Consider the following 18031-nt stretch of genomic DNA (forward strand, 5'->3'; position numbering starts at 1 on the left):
TTCACTTTAAGGCTTTTCTAATTTTTAGGCAAGTCTTGGGGTCTTTAAATTATTAGTTAAATCATAAATAGGTTCTAAAAATTTACTCGTGTCAGCCTTATTTTCTTTTATAAAATCAAAAAGTTCTAGAGCCCAGACAACCACATATTTATTGAGGTAAAAGGCTTGGATGCCGTTTGCTAAAATTGACCTCCTGCCATTTATAACTATGTCATTGCGCATTTTTGCAAAATATTTCAGAAGAGTTTTCCTATTTTTATCATCTTCAATCAAAGAATCGACCATAACTACTAGGGATTTAAGGTAGGAATCCTTTATAGGATTAAAATAAAAATCAATGGTGTTATCTTCTCTAAGTCTTATATCTTCAGTAACTATTTGTTTATTTGCATCCTCATAGGCTTTCAAATATTGAATTTTATCAAAATTTTCGAAAAAATTTGGATAAAGCCCATAGGGATATGCTGAATTTTCTATGGTTTTTTTGAGAAACTCTAATTCATAGGAACCATTATCAAAGGCTGCTATAAAAATTGGCGAGAGAATTACTAAAAGTCGTAACTTTTCATCATCAACATCATTTGTTAGGCTCAATGAAAAAACATCCTCAATTTGACTTTCGCTTTCAGAAATTTTTTTAAAATCATATCCATCGCTTATTTCAAAAGAAGTTTTCTTGCCTTTTTCAAACTTGGTTAAAATCATTTTATCAGATCAGCAAAGGTTGCCTTGGTGGCTTTTTGTAAGTCGGCTGGTTTAATCTTTAAGCTATGGCCAACCTTGCCAGCAGATACCTTGATATAATCCATATCTTTGGCTTTTTCGTCGATAAAAACTGGAAAATCTTTTTTTAGAGCAAGGGGAGTTGTGGCTCCTCTTTCATATCCAACAGTTTTTCTAAGATCCTTTAAGGCAAGCATTGATAGGCTCTTGACTCCAATGGCCTTGGCTGCTTTTTTAAAATCTATTTCATCTTCACCATTTATAACGAGGATATAAACATCGCCATCCTTGGATTCAGTAGCAAGGGTCTTAAAAATTGTATGGATGTCAGTGTGTCCTTCATTAGCTAAGTCTACAGCAGAGACAAATTCGTGGTCTAAACCATAATCTACGTGTTCATATTCTATATTTAAAGTATCGAGAAATCTCATTGCATTTGTTTTAATTTCTTTTTTCATAAAATCACCTCAAAAAGATTATACGACAATAATAAAAAATGTAATATTGGGTATATTAAATTATAAGGAGTGACGATGAGTGAGAAAGTATTTGTAAATTATATTTATGATTCCTGCTATAGCCTTTCTTACGGGGATTATTTTTTGGTTTTTGATTATGCTAAGGGACTTCTTGAGATTCCGGAATCAAAACACATCATATTTTTTGCGACGGATAAGGGAGGGAATTCTTATACAGAAGAGATTTTAAATTTGAGCAAGTTAAAGTCTATAGCTTATATTTTAAATAAAAATGTAAGTAACCTAGCCTACCAAGATAATATTATCTATCTTAATAAGGATGAGCTCGGCATGAAAGATTTGAAAAATCTTTATAAGAAGGAGAATGTTTATCTTTTGGGAGAAAATGATTTTTTAAGGCTTAATTTTGGGATTGATGATTTTCTAGTAAGAACTCTTTCTGTAGATGGAGATAGGTTAGGATTTTTTATAGAAATCGACTCACTTTTAATTTTTTATGGTGGGTCAATGGATTTTAATAAAATATATGGTGATAGGTACCTAGACTTGCTTGATGAGGTAGAAATCGAAAATCCAGATATAATCTTCTTGCCGATAACAGATTTGACAAAAGAATCTCTTTCCTACTTAGAAGAAATTTTAGACGTGGCCAATAGTCAAATTTTCTTTCCTACAAGGATTGGATCTAGGGAAGAAAAGAGTCTGGAATTTAAAAATTATTACAAGTCGAAAGCCACAGATATAAGGGCTATAGATAAGGCGAATGAGACTCTTGAAATAGAATTAAATAGTGATGACTAATCTAGTATTATTAACTAGATAAGGTATAATATGGAAGAATATGATAAGAAAAATTAATGAATTAGAAAATATAAGCTTACCAAGCTGGGATAAGCTACCTGACGAAGGCATTTATAAGGAAGAGTTACTAACCTATCTTAAAGATGTTTTAAAGCCACTTTATGTTGTAGATGAGAATGTGATCAGCCCTTCTATGGTAAATAATTATGTCAAATTGGGCTACATAGAGAAACCTAAGAATAAAAAGTATTTTAGACCAGCCATAGCCCAGCTAATAGTAATATCTATTTTTAAGCAGGTGATTACTATAGAAGATGTGGCCAAGGGGATTGATATAGAAATGTCAACTTTTGGTCTACAAGACGTTTACGAAAATTTCGAAAGGATATTTAACCAAGCCAGAATTGATATTTTAACAAGTGATGAAAACTTAAATATAAATATATCTTACAATTTTTCTGACCACCATGATAAGGTTCTTTCTTATTTGTCAATATCCTTATTTACAAAATTATATACCCAATTAGTGATAGATGATCACAAGGAGATGTTATGGAAAAGATAGCTATATTAGTAGATTCAGGAAGCGATTTAAGTCTTGACTACATAGGCAAAGAGGGGTTTTACTATTTGCCCCTATATGTAAACTTAGATGGTAAGTTCCTCAAAGATAGGATTGACATAAGTCCTGAAGATTTTTATGAATGGATAAAAACTAATAACAAATTACCAAAGACATCTATGCCTTCTCCAGGAGACATCAATGAGCTTTTGGAAAAAATTAGAGATGATGGTTATGATAGGGTGATTTGTATAAATATAGGAAGTAAATTTTCTGGCACCTATAATGCTTGCAAGCTTGCAGAAGTTGAAGGGATTGAAGTTTACGCCTTCAATACAGGAAATCTCACCTTGGCCCAAGGATTTTTTGCAACCTATGCTAAAAAATTAATAGATGACGGTTTTGCTTTTGAGGAGATAACAAAAAAACTCGAAGAAAAAATCGAAGATTCCAAGGTATTTTTTACAATTGCTACTTTCAAATACATAGTAGAAGGTGGTAGGGTACCAAAGACTTTTGGCAAGATTGGCGATGCTCTGTCTGTAAAGCCAATTATTAAAACAGTCCCACCAGAAGGTGGATTTGCTATAGAAAAAATCGTCAGAGGAGAAAAGAAAACCCTAAGTCAATTAGAAAAGATAATAAGAAAAAAACTTGAAGGAGTAAAAGACTATTACTTTTTCATATCTGAGGGCGATTACAAAGAAGGCCATGAAAAATTAAAGGAAAGCTTAAAAGATATTATAGAAAATGCTCAAATCTACAGGGAAGGACAGATATCACCAACTCTAGGAGCAAATACTGGACCTGGTCTAGTTGGCGTTGGATTTTTTATCCTAGATTAATTGGATTTTTTATCTGATAAAAAATAGCTTAAATAATTTGACAAAATTAGGATAAACTAGTATTATCATACATGTAAACAACAAAGAAGTACCCAAACTCACCTACCGGCATAAGCTTTTAGGTTAATAAGATTTATTTTGATAGATTATTTGTGGGTACTTTGTGCCCGCTTTTTTTATACAATACATTGGAGGTATAACTATAAAAGATTTAAGAATCAACGATGAAATTAGAGCTAGTCAGGTAAGACTAATAGATGAGCAAGGTAACCAAGTTGGTATCACTTCTCTAAAAGAAGCCCAAGATATGGCTGATGATAGAAATCTTGACCTGGTACTTATGAGTCCAAACGCAAAACCACCTGTAACAAGGATAATGGACTATGGTAAGTTCAAATATGATCAAGAGAAAAAGGAAAAAGAGAATAAGAAAAAACAAAAGAATGCTCAATTAAAAGAGACAAGATTTTCTTTAAATATCGAAGATAATGACTTACAAACCAAGGCAAATCAAACTAAAAAATTCTTAAACAACGGGGATAAAGTCAAAGTATCTATAAGATTCCGTGGTAGGGAACTTGGTAGAAAAGAACCTGGCTACGAATTGATGGATAAGTTCAACGGTATGCTAGATGGCTGTGGCAAGATTGAAAAAAAGCCTAAGATGGAAGGCAGATCTCTTGTTATGTTTCTAGAACCAAATGATGAAAAAGGAGAATAAGATGGCAAAAAATAAGATTAAAACTAAAAGAGCAGCTGCTAAGAGATTCAAAGTAACAGGCTCTGGCAAAATCATGAGAAGAAAAGCTTACAAGGGACACTTAACAGCTAAAAAATCACCAAACAGAAAAAGAAGATTAAGAAAACCAGCAGAAGTTTCACAAACTGTATACAAAAACGTTAAGAAACTAATTGGCGCATAGGAGGATATAGATGGCAAGAATTAAAAGAGCAGTTAACGCAAAAAAAAGACATAAAAAAGTATTAAAACAAGCAAAGGGTTATTACGGTTCCAAAAGCCTTCTATTTAGAACAGCTAACCAAGCTGTAATGAAATCTCTATCTTATGCTTATATTGGTAGAAAACATAGAAAAAGAGACTTTAGAAAACTTTGGATTGCAAGAATCAATGCAGCAGCAAGACTTAATGGTACAAGCTACTCAAAACTTATGGGTGGTCTTAAAAAAGCAAACATCGATATCAATAGAAAGATGTTAGCTGAACTTGCGGTAAATAGCCCAGAAGAATTTGCAAAATTAGTAGAAGCAGCTAAAAAAGAAGCTTAATGATAATAGAATCGGTATCAAATCAAAATTTTAAGTTCTTAAACAAGCTTAAAATGAAAAAGTATCGAGATAAAGAAAATTCATTTATAATAGAATCTAAAAAATTAGTGGATGAGGCAATAGCTTCATCTGCTAAGGTGGATTTTATTTTTTTAAAAGAAGGCGTTAGTTATGAAACAAGTCATAAGACTTTAATCTTTTGCGAAAGCCTTTTTACCAAAATATCATCAATGACAAGCCCTGATGGGATTGGGGCTGTCATAAAGAAGAAAGATTCTGTGGATATTTCGTCAGCTAAGATTTTGCTCTTGGACGGGATAAATGACCCAGGAAATCTTGGCACTATGATTCGCTCAGCAGAAGCTTTTGGTTTCAAAGATGTGATTTTAATGCCGGGGACAGCCGATGTCTACAATGAGAAAACTCTCAGGGCATCTATGGGATCAATCTTTAGGCTAAATATTTTAAATAAGACCTATGATGATATAAAAAAGCTAAAATCTTGCTACAGAATCCTATCAGCTGATATGGATGGGCTAGATATTAGAAATTATAAGAAAGATTCTAAAATAATTATCGCTATAGGAAATGAGGCAAATGGCCTTAGTCAGGAAATGAGAAAAATCACTGATGACTTTATAAAAATTCCTATGGAAGGCGAAATCGAATCTTTAAATGCAGCCATAGCTGCGAGCATAATTATGAATAGACTTATGTGATGATTCGGAAAGACTTTAATTATTCTTATACAGCAAGAAAGGGATGTTGAGAGCCTTTTAAGTCACGATTAGGGTTATTCACCGATGAACTTTGAGATGAATGAAGTAGTCGATACGTAAACTTTTCGTTAAAGTAATGAGCGGATTTATTTATAAATCAATTAAGGTGGTACCGCAGAGCTATATCTGTCCTTTGTAGAGGACGGATTTTTTTATTTGGAGGAAAAATGGAAGAGAATTTAAAACTGGCCCTAGAAACAGCTAAGAGTGAAATCGAAAAAGCAAATAGCTTAGAGGTCCTAGAAGATCTTAGGATAAAATTTTTAGGTAAAAAGGGAACTATAACCGACCTTAAAAAGTCAATAGCTAACTTACCTAATGAAGAAAAACCTAGCGCAGGAAAACTAATAAACCAAACTAGCAAGGAAATCGAAAGCCTTCTTGCAGATAAAAACGAAAATATTAAAAAAGAACTTCTAAAAGAAAAGATAAAAGAAGAAAAAATAGACGTGACAGCTCATTTTGACAAGTATGATTCAGGTCATCTTGCTGTTATCAACCAAACTATGGAAGAGCTTGAAACAATTTTCCAAAATATGGGCTTTGACGTTGTTGCAGGCCCAGAAGTTGACACAGTTAAATATGTTTTTGATGACCTAAACAGTCCCAAAAACCACCCAGCTAGGTCTACATCTGACACTTTCTATATCAACGATGAAGTTTTATTAAGACCTCACACTTCTAGTATGCAAATTAGGGTGATGAATGAAGGCAAACTTCCGATTAAGATGGTATCTGCCGGAAGAGTTTTTAGAAATGATGAAGTTGACTCAACCCATTCACCAATGTTCCACCAATTAGAGTGCTTAGTTGTGGATGAAAATGTGTCAATGGCAAATCTAAAAGCTACCCTTGAGACCTTTATTAAAGAAATGTTTGGCGATAAGATGAGCTTAAGATATAGACCTCACCACTTCCCATTTACCGAGCCATCCCTAGAAGTGGATGTAACTTGCCCAGTATGTATGGGAGAAGGTTGCCCAGCTTGTGGTAATACTGGCTGGTCTATGGAATTATTAGGTGGTGGTATGGTTCATCCTAATGTCCTTGAAGCTTGTGGAATTGATAGCGAAAAGTACACAGGTTTTGCCTTTGGTCTTGGAGTTGACAGGATTGCTATGGTTAAATATGGCCTTGATGACATCAGACTACTTTACGATAATGACAAGAGATTTATAGAACAGTTTTAGGAGGAAGTATGTTAGTACCTTTAATTTGGCAAAAAGAATATATAGATATAGATAAAGATTTAAAAACTATCACAGATAGGCTTTCTGAAACTGGATCTCACGTAGAAGAAGTTGAAATTCATACTTCCGGCTTAGAGGGCATAGTTGTAGGCCATGTTCTAAAACAAGTTGACCATCCAGATGCTGATAGGCTAAGGGTTTTAACAATTGACGTGGGAAAAGATGCACCAATTACAATCATAACTAATGCAAAAAATACCAAAGAGGGAGATTACCTACCAGTAATCACATCTGGCACCAAGCTAGATAATGGGATGGTAATCGAAGACCACGACTTTTTTGGTATTATATCTCAAGGTATGCTCACTGCTTATAGCGAGCTTGGTTATGATGATTCTGTAATTCCTAAAGAATTAAGAGAAGGAGTAATTGTCCTAGCCGGAGAATTCAAACCAGGTACACTAGCTTCTGAAGTTCTTTTTTCAAATACGCCTGTTATAGAATACGAAATTACTCCAAACAGGTCTGACTGCCTATCTATCATGGGTATGGCAAGAGAAACAGCTGCAAGTTTTGGCGAAAAAATCACCTATCCTAGCCTAGCTTATAAGGATAACGGCGAAGATATAAAAGCTTATGCAAATGGAATTAGTATAGAAAGTGATTCTTGCCTAAGATATACAGCTAGGGTTGTAAAAAATGTAAAGATAGGTAAATCTCCTCAATGGCTACAAAATTGCCTAATGCTTGCAGGAATTAGACCTATAAATAATATAGTAGATATAACAAATTTTGTAATGCTTGAAACTGGTCAACCACTTCATGCCTATGATCTTGACAAGCTAGCTGATAAAAAAATTATAGTTAGAGATGCAAAAGAGGGCGAAGTTATCAAGACCCTTGATGACACAGAAAGAAAACTTACTCCTTCAATGCTAGTTATAGCTGATGGCAAGGAAGCTATTGGTATAGCAGGTATAATGGGAGGTTTTGATTCTGAAATAACAGATGAAACTACAAATATCCTCCTAGAAGCTGCAAGTTTTGATGCTGATAATATTAGAGATACTTCTAAGAAATTAAACCTAAGAAGTGAAGCAAGCTCAAGATTTGAAAAGGGTGTTGCTATTGAAATGGCAGATGTTGCTTCAAAAAGGGTTATGAAACTCATAGAAGATCTAAAGATTGGCGAAATTGTAGGAAACTCTTATGATGAGGGCCAAAAAGAAACCAATAATCCTATCGTTAAGCTTAGAATATCAAGACTTAATATGCTAACAGGTGTAGATTTTACCAAGGAAGAAGCAATCAGAAACCTAGAGCTTTTGGAATTTGAAGTTAAGGATATAGACGAAGATACTCTTGAGGTAAAGGCCCCATATTTTAGAAATGACATAGGGATAGAAGCAGACCTAATAGAAGAAGTGGTAAGGCTTTACGGTATGGGTAAGATCGAATCAAAGCCACTTGTATCTTCACTTAAGAAGGGCGAAAGATCTCCATTAAGACTTCTAAAAGATGATCTTAAGGCTAAACTTGTTGGCCAAAAATTCTCTGAACTTGCCACCTACTCTTTCATCTCACCAAGAGAATATGACAGGCTTGGCATTGCTAAAGATTCGAAACTTAGGGACTATATCAGTTTGATAAATCCACTTGGCGAAGATTTCTCTGTAATGAGGACAACTCAAATTGCTAATATGCTTGATGTTATAGCAAAAAATATCAAGTACGGTCAAAAAGACATGAGATTTTTCGAACTAGACAGGACTTTCGAGAAAACAACAGACCAGCTTCCAAAAGAAAATCTCACCCTAACCATGGGACTCTATGGCGATTATTCCTTCTATGATATGAAGGATTTCTTCACAGAAGCAATGAGAAATACAGGTTTTACTGGTTTTTCTTATAAGGCTAATGAAAATCTATACGCCTTCCACGCAGGCAGGTGCGCAGATATCCATTTTGCTGGCGAAAAAATCGGTGTGATAGGTGAGATTTCTTATGAAGTTCGTGAAGAGTATAATATAAACAAGGGAGCAATCATCTTAGAAATTAATTTAAGCAAGATTGCAGAATTTAGAATTACCGATAAAAAATACAAGCAAATTCCGAAATTCCCTGCTATAGAACGTGATTATTCCTTTGTGGCAGATAGGGATTTAGAATCAGCTTTGATTGAAGAAATCATAAAGGCAAAGGCTGGCGACCTCCTTTATAAGATAGAATTATTTGACATCTATACAGGTAAGGGCATAGCTTGCGATCAAAAATCACTTTCTTATAGGGTGTGGTATAGAAAAGCTGATAGGACCCTAAAAGAAGAAGATATCAAGGGAGTAGAAGCTAGTATCCTTGAAGAATTAAAGGCGAAAAACATAGTATTACGTGGATAGGAGATAAAAGTGAGCGAAATTAGACTTGAAGTTAAAATTGACGGTGTGAAATATCCTCTTGTTAGCAAAGAATCAAAAGAGAGTATAGAAAAAATAGCAGCTTATGTTGACGGCAAGATTAAAGATGTGAAATCTGATAAGCTCACTTTTGATAGGCAGCTAATTTTGGCAAGCCTAAATATAGCTGACGAATATTTTAAAGATAAGGAATCTTTCAAAGAATATTGCGAGGAAAACAAAGAAGCTATAGAAGCTTATCCGGCTGTAAAAAATGAGTTAGAAACTTTTAAAAGCGAGTATGGGACTTATAAAGAAGACCTTGAAGATAAGAAGGCAGAGCTTAAGGATTTAAAAATTCTCCTCCAAGAAAAGGATGCAGAGATTTTAAATCTTTCAAAAGCAGAAAATGATGCCAATAAACTAAGGGAAAAAATCAAGGCCCTCCAAAAACAAGTTATGGATCTAACTAAGGAGAATGAAATTTTGAAGGGAAAAATTGATGAATAATCCTGAAATTCTAGCTCCAGTGGGCAATATGGATATGCTTTATGCGGGAATCGCTGCAGGGGCAGATGCTTTTTATCTGGCCCTTGATGATTTCGGCGCTAGAGCCTATGCGGAAAATTTCACCCTCGATAATATTGAGGAAGTCATAGCTTATATCCATTATTTTGATAGGAAAGTTTTTATAACTATGAATACCCTTATCAAAGATTCTGAAATAGATAAGGCTATTACTTATATAGAAAGGCTTTACCAGTATGGAGTTGATGGAATTTTAATCCAGGATATGGGCTTTTATTCCATAGTTAAAGATCAAATGCCAGGCCTTGACTTCCACGCTTCCACCCAGATGGCAGTAAGAGATTATCATGGGGCTAAGGCTCTTATGGACTTAGGTTTTAAAAGAATTGTCATCGCACGTGAGACACCAATAGAAGAAATAAGAAAAATAGCCAAACTTCCTTGTGAAAAGGAAGTTTTTGTCCATGGGTCACTTTGCGTTTCTTATTCTGGGGAATGTTTGATGAGTTCCTATTTCGGTGGAAGGTCTGCCAATAGGGGCAGGTGTGCTGGACCTTGTAGGCAAAAATATCAATTGATTAATGATGGGAAAATTTATGGTGATGATTATTACCTAAATATGAAGGACTTAAATGTCATCGATAATCTTGACGAGCTTATTAATCTCGGTATTGACTGCCTAAAAATAGAAGGCAGGATGAAGAGTGCCGAATATGTTTATAACTCAGTTGTAGCCTATAAGAAAAAAGTGAATGCTAATTTTTATGACAGAGAAAAACTCAGAGATATTTCAAATAGGGGCTATACTAAGGGTTTCATTTTCGGTCAAAAAAGAGACTATATCATAAAAGAAGGCGATACTAAACATAGGACTGTTGGGATTGTTGATTTAATTGACAACAAAAAAGCCTTTAGAGCCAATTCTGACCTTCACAAGGGAGATAATCTTGAAGTTATAACAGACAGGTGCAAGAAGTTGCCTTTAACTTTGACTAAAGATTTCAAAAAAGGTGAGTTAATTTTTTTAGATAAGTATAGGGACGCAAAAATAAATTCTCAAATCCTCATGCTAAACGCAGAAAATATCAAAGATGATTTGGAAAATGGTCTAGCTTCTTATAAATCTTTACCAGTTAACCTTTACTTTGAGGGAAGAATTTGGCAAAAGCCAAGGCTAAAAATAACCTACAAAGATATAGAAGCCTCAGTTTATGACGAAAATCCAATAGAGCCTGCTTTAAAGGTTTCACTTGATGAGCTTAGCATTAGGGATAATCTTGATAGGTTTAAAGATGAAATTTTTAAGCCAGTTGACATTGAAATAAAAATTGATGAGGGGATTTTCCTAAGCAAAAAAACTATAAACAAATTAAGGCGAGATGCTATTAACCTATTGAAAGAAAAAATTGCTGGTAAATACAAAAGAAAACCTGTAAAGATCGTTAAACCAAAGCTTGCTGACCCAAGCGCAAAAAGTTCGGAGAAAAATATTGAACTTATGACTAATAATATCAATCCGGACCTTCTTCGAGGTTTTGATAAGGTCTACATAAAAGACTACGACATAAAATATAGGGGGTTCGATTTGTATTTAAACCTTGATAGTCATATGGATTATGAAATTAAGGACTTGATTGCCTATGTGAAGCTAAATGAAATTAAGGGAGTGATTTTTAATAATTATAGGGACTTAGACTTTATAGATGATTTTAAAAATGCTGGCATAGAAATCAGGATTGGTAGGTACTTAAATGTAATGAATTCCTATACCTTTGACTTTTACGCTACCTTTGCAGAAAAAATCGAGTCTTCAGTTGAAAATACGCTTGAAAATATAAATGAAAATTCGGATAGATACGAAGTTGAAGCCCTAAGTTTCGGAAGGATTGAACTAATGAATATGGTCCATTGTCCTTTTTCAACCATCAAAAATTGTGGGCTAAAGGGATGTGAAACTTGTAAATTTAGGGAAAGTGAATTCGTATCTGTAAATGGAGATAGGATGAAACTTGTTAGAAGAAATTCCTTAACAAAAATTTACCCGGCAAATCCAGCTGGCTTTGATGAAAAGCTGTTTAATGAGAATGTTTCAAGGTTAGTTTCGGTTTTTTCTGATGAGGACCTAAGGATTTATCAAAAAAAATCTTATAAAGATAAGCTAAATTACGAAAGAGGAGTTATTTAATGCAGGCAAAAAGCCTAGAAGTTTTAGAATACAATAAAATATTAGAAAAGCTTTCAAAAATGGCACGCTCGAGCCTGGTCAAAAAACAAATCTTAGACCTAAAGCCATCTACAGACGTAGGTTATTTGGAAGATGAACTGGAAAAAACAGGGGCCATGGCCAAGGTTATTGCTAGAAATGGCAACATTGATATATTTGGGCTTTATGATTTTAAAGAGATTGTTGGCTATATCAGGAGAAACGGGATTCTCGAGCCTTCCGATCTTTTGAAAATTTTAGGTCTCTTAAGAGTTTCAGAATATTTAAAAGACTATAGCAAAAATATTGACGATTCTTATATTGCAGATCTTTTTGACAGGATTACTACCAATGATTTTCTTAAAGAAGAAATTGATAGGTCGATTTTAAATGAAGAAGATATTGCTGATAATGCCTCAAGGGAACTTTTGGCAGTCAGAAGGAGCCTTAGACGTAAGGAAGAAGAAATCAAAAATAAACTTAATTCCTACGTGACTTCTTCAAAATATGAGGATTCCCTCCAAGACAAGGTAGTTTCTGTAAGAGACGGCAGGTATGTTGTGCCGATAAAAACTAACAAGCGCTCAGTGATAAACGGTATTGTCCACGACAAGTCTGCCTCAGGGAATACTTTATTTATCGAACCCTCAGCCATAGTTGAGTTAAACAACCAATACAAGGACTTGGAATTAAAAGAAGATGCCGAGATTAGAAGGATTCTTGATAGGTTATCAAGGCTGGCACAAAAATTTGATGTAGAAATCTTAGAAAACCAAAAAATAATAGCAAGGATTGATTTTCTCCAAGCTAAGGCGAAATTTGGCCTTGAAAATGACTATTCTCTGCCAAAACTCAACCAGCAAAAAATTATTAATATAAAGTCAGCCATCCACCCACTATTGCCAGGTAAGGTTGTGCCAATAGATGTGGCGATTGGAGGCGATTACACAACTTTAATCATCACAGGACCCAACACAGGTGGCAAGACAGTTTCCTTAAAAACTGTAGGACTTATTACCCTTATGGCTCAGACTGCTCTTTTCATACCAGCAGATGAAGGATCCACTGTAAATGTTTTTGATGATGTGTTTTTGGATATCGGAGATAAACAGTCAATTGAAATGAGTCTTTCAACCTTTTCTGCATCTCTTACCAATATTGTTGATATCCTAAACAGGGTGACTAGTAATTCTTTAGTTTTGCTTGATGAAATTGGATCGGGAACTGATCCTATAGAAGGAGCGGCCCTTGCAATTTCAATCCTTTCTCATCTAACAAGCTTGGAAGTTATGACCTTTGCAACAACCCACTACAGTGAGCTTAAGTATTATGCAATGGAAAATGACAAGGTAATGAATGCTTCTGTGGAATTTAATGTAGAGACCTTATCTCCAACCTACAAGTTAGAGATTGGTACACCTGGTAAGTCAAATGCCTTCGAAATTTCTAAAAGACTTGGTTTGTCAGAAGAAATTTTGAAAAAAGCCAAAGACTTAATTAGTGACGATACTAAAAATTTCAATAAAATCTTAGAGCAAATCGAAGATGACAAGTATCAGATGGAAGCCAAAAATAAGGAAATTGAAGCTTATAGGCGAGAAATCCAGTCTATCAAGGACAAACTAAGGAATAAGTCCAAGGAAATAGATGAGGCTAAAGCGGAAATTATCAAAAAGGCAGAAGAGAGAGCGAATGAAATTCTTGATAAGGCCAACAAGGAAAGCCAAGCTATGCTTAAAGAAGCTAAGAGGTCTAAAAACGCCAACACTCGCGACATTGATAGGTCCTTAAATAAGATTAGGAATAAATTTAAGGATTCTTATATAGAAAGAGAAGAAGACAGGTTTGGGCAAACGAGGGCAAAGGATGCACCAGATGAGTTGAAAGTTGGAGATATGATCATAGTTGCAGGCTTAAATGAAAAGGCAGAAGTAATAGAAGGGCCAGATTCAAAGGGCAACATAAAAGTTCAGATGGGAATCCTTAAGATGGATTCAAATATCAAGAATGTAAAGAAAATTGAAGGCGTGAACCAAACTGAGAAAAACATCAAGAAGGTGTATAGTGTAAAAAAGGCTATGAATATTTCTGCAAGCTTAGATTTAAGAGGGCAAAGATATGACGAAGCCATGAGAAATCTTGATAAATATCTAGACGATGCTATGCTCGCAGGACTTGACCAAGCAAAAATCATCCACGGTAAGGGCACTGGCGCCTTAATTAAGGGTGTAAGTGAAAATTTAAAAACCGATAAGAGAGTTAAATCTTACAGGTTTGGAGATGATGAAGAAGGTGGTTACGGAGTTACCATTGTTAAGTTTTCCTAAGGAGGAAAAATGAAAGATTATAAAGAAATTATTGCTAAAAAATTAGACAGCCAAGGTATAGGTATATCAAGTGAAGATATATACCAGCTTATTGAAATTCCACCTCAAGAAAACATGGGGGATTATTCTTTCCCATGCTTTCAACTAGCAAAAACATTAAGAAAAAATCCAGCTCAAATAGCAGCAGAATTGGCTTCTACTTTGGTCATTGATGATTTTTCTGAAATAAAAAATGTTGGACCTTATATAAACTTTTTCTTAGATAGGAAAAAATTTGAAAATGACGTTATAAACGCAATTATTGACAAAAAAGAAAATTACGGCAAATCCGACATGGGCAAGGGCAAAACTGCCATAGTAGAATTTTCTTCTGTAAATATAGCTAAACCATTCCATATTGGTCACATAAGATCAACCGTAATCGGTGATGCTCTAAGAAATATCCACGAATTTTTAGGTTACAATACAATAGCTACCAACTATATCGGTGACTATGGCACTCAGTTTGGAACCATGATTGCAGCCTACAAACTTTGGGGTGATGATGAGAAATTAAATGCCGATCCAATCAAAGAGCTTTTAAATCTTTATGTAAGATATAATACTGAAGCAAGTGAGAATGAAGAAATGATGGAAGTAGCTCGTAAGGAATTTAAAAATCTAGAGGAAGGCGAAGAAGAAGCAACTAGACTTTGGTCTTGGTTTAAGGAAATTTCCTTCAATGAATTTGACAGGGTTTATAAACTTCTTGATATAGAATTTGATAATTACAAGGGTGAAGCCTATTATTCAAAATATATGCCAGAGATTTTAGAGGAATTAAAAGAAAAAAAACTACTAGTAGAATCTGATGGGGCACAAATTATAGACCTTGCTCAATTTGACCTACCACCATCAATAATAATAAAATCAAACGGCTCATCTGCCTATATCACAAGAGATATAGCTACAGCCATAAATAGGAAAAAAGAATACAATTTTGACGAAAACCTCTATGTTGTAGCTACCCAACAAAATCTCCACTTCCAACAACTATGGAGAATACTTGAACTAATGGGCTACGACCTCTATAAAGGATGTAAGCACATCTCCTTCGGTATGGTAAGTCTAAAAGACCAAACCCTATCTACAAGGAAGGGTCAGGTAGTATTTCTTGAAGATGTGTTAAATAAGGCAATTGAAAAAACTCGTGAAATTATGGAAAATCGTGAGGACACAGTAAATGATATTGGCGAAGTATCAAGAATAGTTGGTATCGGCGCCGTTAAATTCCAAGAATTATATAACAACAGGATAAAAGACTATGTTTTTGATTGGGATGAAGTCCTAAACTTTGACGGGGAAACAGGACCTTATGTTCAATACACCTATGCTAGAGCAAAATCTGTCCTAAGAAAAGCAGGTCAAGATGAAATCAAACCATTGGCAATTGAAAAAATAACCAGTGATGAAGAATTTAGCCTTGTTAAAAAGCTAGCTGGTTTTGAAGATGTAGTTGTAAAGGCTAAAGAAAAATACGAGCCATCCTTAGTTACTAGACACCTAACAGATATAGCAAAGAGTTTCAATAAATTCTACAATTCTTCTAAGATTATGGTAGAAGACGAAAAATTAAAGGAAGAAAGATTAGCTCTTGCCTACGCAACATCAGTAGTAATAAAAACAGGACTAGGACTATTAGGAATAAAAACTGTGGAGAAGATGTAAATGAACAAATTTAAAGACTTCTTAGGTGTATCTAAAATAGCTTTCAAGGAAACTATAAAAAAGATTAACAAGTCTTATATGGTCTTTATCTTCGTCCTCATAAATACAATTTTTGAAAATAATGAATTCAACCTTGGTGTCATCGCTGGCACCATAGGTGGCATTATTAATTATTTTATCGGGGTAATCATATCTTGTTTTGTTGTTCAAAGCTTGGTATCTGTTGTAAAATTCGGAAATACTGGCAAATCTTCTCTTGAAAATTCGGTGGGGAATTTTTTTGGACCAATGATAGAAACCATGTTTTGGGTTTACCTATTAGAGATGTTTACTAACCTACTTTTGGTAAATTTCCCAGTCCAAGCGAGGATTTTTGTTGTTGTTCTTATACAAATTCTTCTATCATCAATATATGAACAAATATATCTAAATGGTAGAAGTGGTGTAAATGCAATCATTGAATCAGTAAACTTTGTAAAAAATAATCCGCTTCACTACGGACTTTATAGTTTGATTTTCATTGGAGTGGAGTTTTATCTAAGTTTGAAATTCGCCATAGGCCAACCAATGGGAGGGGGGAAAATAATAGCTTGTCTAATAATTGCCCTTGTCCATACTGGTTTCATGCTCTTTAGGGGAATCTTATTTAAACATCTAAATAAACATTCCTACAGGCAAAGAAAATTCATGGGGTGGTGCTAATGGGTAGTTTAGATGGTTATTTCATAAAATACACTGATAGGCTTGCTTATATTGAGCTAAGGGAAGATAGTCTGAACGAGGAACTCAAAGGCATATCCCTACCTATATATGTGGAAGATATGAAAGAAGGAATCAAGACAGGTGACTTTAAAAATGAGATAAATTTAGAAATTATTCTAGAAGCCATGCTAATAAACTTAGCAATTGATCCGAACTTTTTATATAGAAAAGAATATGAAAAAGTACTCAAAAAATATTTGAAAAATATAGGTGATTACACAGCAAATAAGTCTGTATACTGCGAAGAAAGTGATAAAACTAAGGCACTATTACTAGCAAGAGCTGGTTATATTTTAGATTCAGCAAATAAATACAACGCCTATTTATACGCCAGACTACTTTGGCCCTTAGCCTATGAAGATGATGGCCAATATCAAAATGACTTTGTAAAGGAAGCCCTAAGAATACTCCAAGAAATCCTAAAGAATGATGAAAAATTTAAACTATCTTACTACGAACTTGGAAATATATATGCAAACTTAGGCGAGTACATCAAAGCGAGGTCTTACTATAACAATGCATTAAGACTGACAGATGATGAAATAGCGAAAAATGATATAAGAAATAAGTTAATTTCAATAGATGATAATGCAGAAATTGAACAAGCCCTATATTATATAGGAAAAAGCAATTATAATGAAGCTGTAAGAACCTTAACCAAACTTTTATCAAAAACAAAAAGAGCAGACGCCTATTACTATTTAGGAGTGGCCTATCAAAATATTGGCAACTATGAAAATTCGATCATGGCATTTGAACAATCTCTTGAATTAAATGCAGACTTTAGAGAACTTTATAATGACTATGCTATAAGCCTATACCTAAATAAAAACGAGTTTGAAGCATTAAAAGTCATAGGAGAGGGACTAAAAAAATATCCTCAAGATCCCAGAATGACCTACAACAAGATACAAATAAATCTGGTAGTAGGAAACACAGAAAAAGCCAAGGAAGACATTGAAGAGCTACTAACCTATGATGACCTAACAGAGGAAATAAAAGAAAACCTAAAAATAATAAAACATCATTACAAACTATAACAAAAGCCCAAAAATGGGCTTTTTTAAATTTTTTAATAAAAAAATTTGACAAAGCAAAAAACAGATGTTATAGTATTGAATGTCGGCAAGATAAAAACTTGTAAGAAAAGGAAAAAAGTCATAAAAAAAAGATAAAAATCCTTGACAAGAAAAAAAGTGTGTGGTACTATAATAGAGTCAGCACACGAAAAGTGCCAGACAGAGAACCAGAGATGCGAAAGCAAATCAAACAAATAAATATCAATGATTTTTGAAGATCTTAACAGATCAAAAAAATCGTAAATGAAACAACTATTAACCTAGTTAATTTCTTTACAATAATGATTCTTGAAAAAGAATATAAATCACGCATTTGGCAAAAAGCTAGATGTAAATGAAGAGTCTAGATCGAAAGATTCTCATTAC

General features: G+C 34.2%; 17 protein-coding genes. 15 read left to right on the forward strand and 2 right to left on the reverse strand.

Annotated features, from left to right (window positions below):
- Positions 1-24: 24 nt before the first annotated feature.
- Both HMPREF1630_RS09100 and HMPREF1630_RS09105 read right to left on the reverse strand, forming a co-directional pair.
- Positions 25-705: a hypothetical protein gene (locus tag HMPREF1630_RS09100; protein ID WP_037328886.1), complete on the reverse strand. Its 681-nt coding sequence runs from the start codon at positions 703-705 to the stop codon at positions 25-27.
- Positions 702-1181: an aminoacyl-tRNA deacylase gene (locus tag HMPREF1630_RS09105; RefSeq protein ID WP_004826530.1), complete on the reverse strand. Its 480-nt coding sequence runs from the start codon at positions 1179-1181 to the stop codon at positions 702-704. Before HMPREF1630_RS09105 ends, HMPREF1630_RS09100 begins: the two co-directional genes overlap by 4 nt.
- A 75-nt stretch (positions 1182-1256) precedes the next feature.
- Here HMPREF1630_RS09105 and HMPREF1630_RS09275 point away from each other — a divergent pair, with 75 nt between their 5' ends.
- From HMPREF1630_RS09275 to HMPREF1630_RS09180, 15 genes are all read left to right on the forward strand, one after another.
- A complete protein-coding gene (locus HMPREF1630_RS09275; protein ID WP_052039427.1) occupies positions 1257-2003 on the forward strand; it encodes a hypothetical protein in 747 nt (248 codons plus the stop codon).
- A 40-nt stretch (positions 2004-2043) separates the two neighbouring features.
- Positions 2044-2568 (forward strand): DUF1836 domain-containing protein, encoded by a 525-nt coding sequence (locus tag HMPREF1630_RS09115; protein ID WP_037328887.1) that lies wholly within the window; start codon positions 2044-2046, stop codon positions 2566-2568.
- The gene (locus HMPREF1630_RS09120) at positions 2556-3410 is read left to right on the forward strand and encodes a DegV family protein (protein WP_004826524.1); all 855 of its coding nucleotides are present in this window, start codon (positions 2556-2558) and stop codon (positions 3408-3410) included. Before HMPREF1630_RS09115 ends, HMPREF1630_RS09120 begins: the two co-directional genes overlap by 13 nt.
- A 163-nt stretch (positions 3411-3573) precedes the next feature.
- Positions 3574-4131, forward strand: coding sequence for a translation initiation factor IF-3 (infC, locus tag HMPREF1630_RS09125; RefSeq protein ID WP_004826522.1), 558 nt, complete (start codon positions 3574-3576; stop codon positions 4129-4131).
- Between the two features lies 1 nt (position 4132).
- Complete coding sequence (gene rpmI / locus HMPREF1630_RS09130) at positions 4133-4333, forward strand: 50S ribosomal protein L35 (RefSeq protein ID WP_037328888.1); 201 nt, start codon at positions 4133-4135, stop codon at positions 4331-4333.
- 10 nt (positions 4334-4343) lie between these two features.
- Entirely contained in the window at positions 4344-4697 is a 354-nt protein-coding gene (rplT, locus tag HMPREF1630_RS09135; RefSeq protein ID WP_004826519.1) for a 50S ribosomal protein L20, read from the forward strand.
- Positions 4697-5416, forward strand: coding sequence for a TrmH family RNA methyltransferase (locus HMPREF1630_RS09140; protein WP_037328890.1), 720 nt, complete (start codon positions 4697-4699; stop codon positions 5414-5416). Before rplT ends, HMPREF1630_RS09140 begins: the two co-directional genes overlap by 1 nt.
- 227 nt (positions 5417-5643) lie before the next feature.
- The gene (gene pheS / locus HMPREF1630_RS09145; protein ID WP_037328892.1) at positions 5644-6666 is read left to right on the forward strand and encodes a phenylalanine--tRNA ligase subunit alpha; all 1023 of its coding nucleotides are present in this window, start codon (positions 5644-5646) and stop codon (positions 6664-6666) included.
- Positions 6667-6674: 8 nt separating this feature from the next.
- On the forward strand, positions 6675-9062 hold the full coding sequence (gene pheT, locus HMPREF1630_RS09150; RefSeq protein ID WP_037328893.1) for a phenylalanine--tRNA ligase subunit beta: 2388 nt from the start codon (positions 6675-6677) through the stop codon (positions 9060-9062).
- 9 nt (positions 9063-9071) lie between these two features.
- The gene (gene zapA, locus HMPREF1630_RS09155) at positions 9072-9569 is read left to right on the forward strand and encodes a cell division protein ZapA (RefSeq protein WP_004826511.1); all 498 of its coding nucleotides are present in this window, start codon (positions 9072-9074) and stop codon (positions 9567-9569) included.
- Positions 9562-11772, forward strand: a complete 2211-nt coding sequence (locus HMPREF1630_RS09160; RefSeq protein WP_037328894.1) for a peptidase U32 family protein — start codon at positions 9562-9564, stop codon at positions 11770-11772. Before zapA ends, HMPREF1630_RS09160 begins: the two co-directional genes overlap by 8 nt.
- Complete coding sequence (locus HMPREF1630_RS09165; protein WP_037328895.1) at positions 11772-14117, forward strand: endonuclease MutS2; 2346 nt, start codon at positions 11772-11774, stop codon at positions 14115-14117. Before HMPREF1630_RS09160 ends, HMPREF1630_RS09165 begins: the two co-directional genes overlap by 1 nt.
- Before the next feature lie 9 nt (positions 14118-14126).
- Positions 14127-15824 carry an arginine--tRNA ligase gene (gene argS / locus HMPREF1630_RS09170; protein WP_037328896.1) on the forward strand — a complete coding sequence of 566 codons (1698 nt, stop codon included), beginning with the start codon at positions 14127-14129 and terminating at the stop codon, positions 15822-15824.
- Positions 15825-16526, forward strand: a complete 702-nt coding sequence (locus tag HMPREF1630_RS09175; RefSeq protein ID WP_037328897.1) for a hypothetical protein — start codon at positions 15825-15827, stop codon at positions 16524-16526. It begins immediately after the preceding gene.
- Positions 16526-17626, forward strand: coding sequence for a tetratricopeptide repeat protein (locus HMPREF1630_RS09180; RefSeq protein ID WP_037328898.1), 1101 nt, complete (start codon positions 16526-16528; stop codon positions 17624-17626). Before HMPREF1630_RS09175 ends, HMPREF1630_RS09180 begins: the two co-directional genes overlap by 1 nt.
- Positions 17627-18031 lie beyond the last annotated feature (405 nt).

The sequence above is a fragment of the Anaerococcus lactolyticus S7-1-13 genome (assembly GCF_000758765.1).
GTDB classification, from domain to species: Bacteria; Bacillota; Clostridia; order Tissierellales; family Peptoniphilaceae; genus Anaerococcus; species Anaerococcus lactolyticus.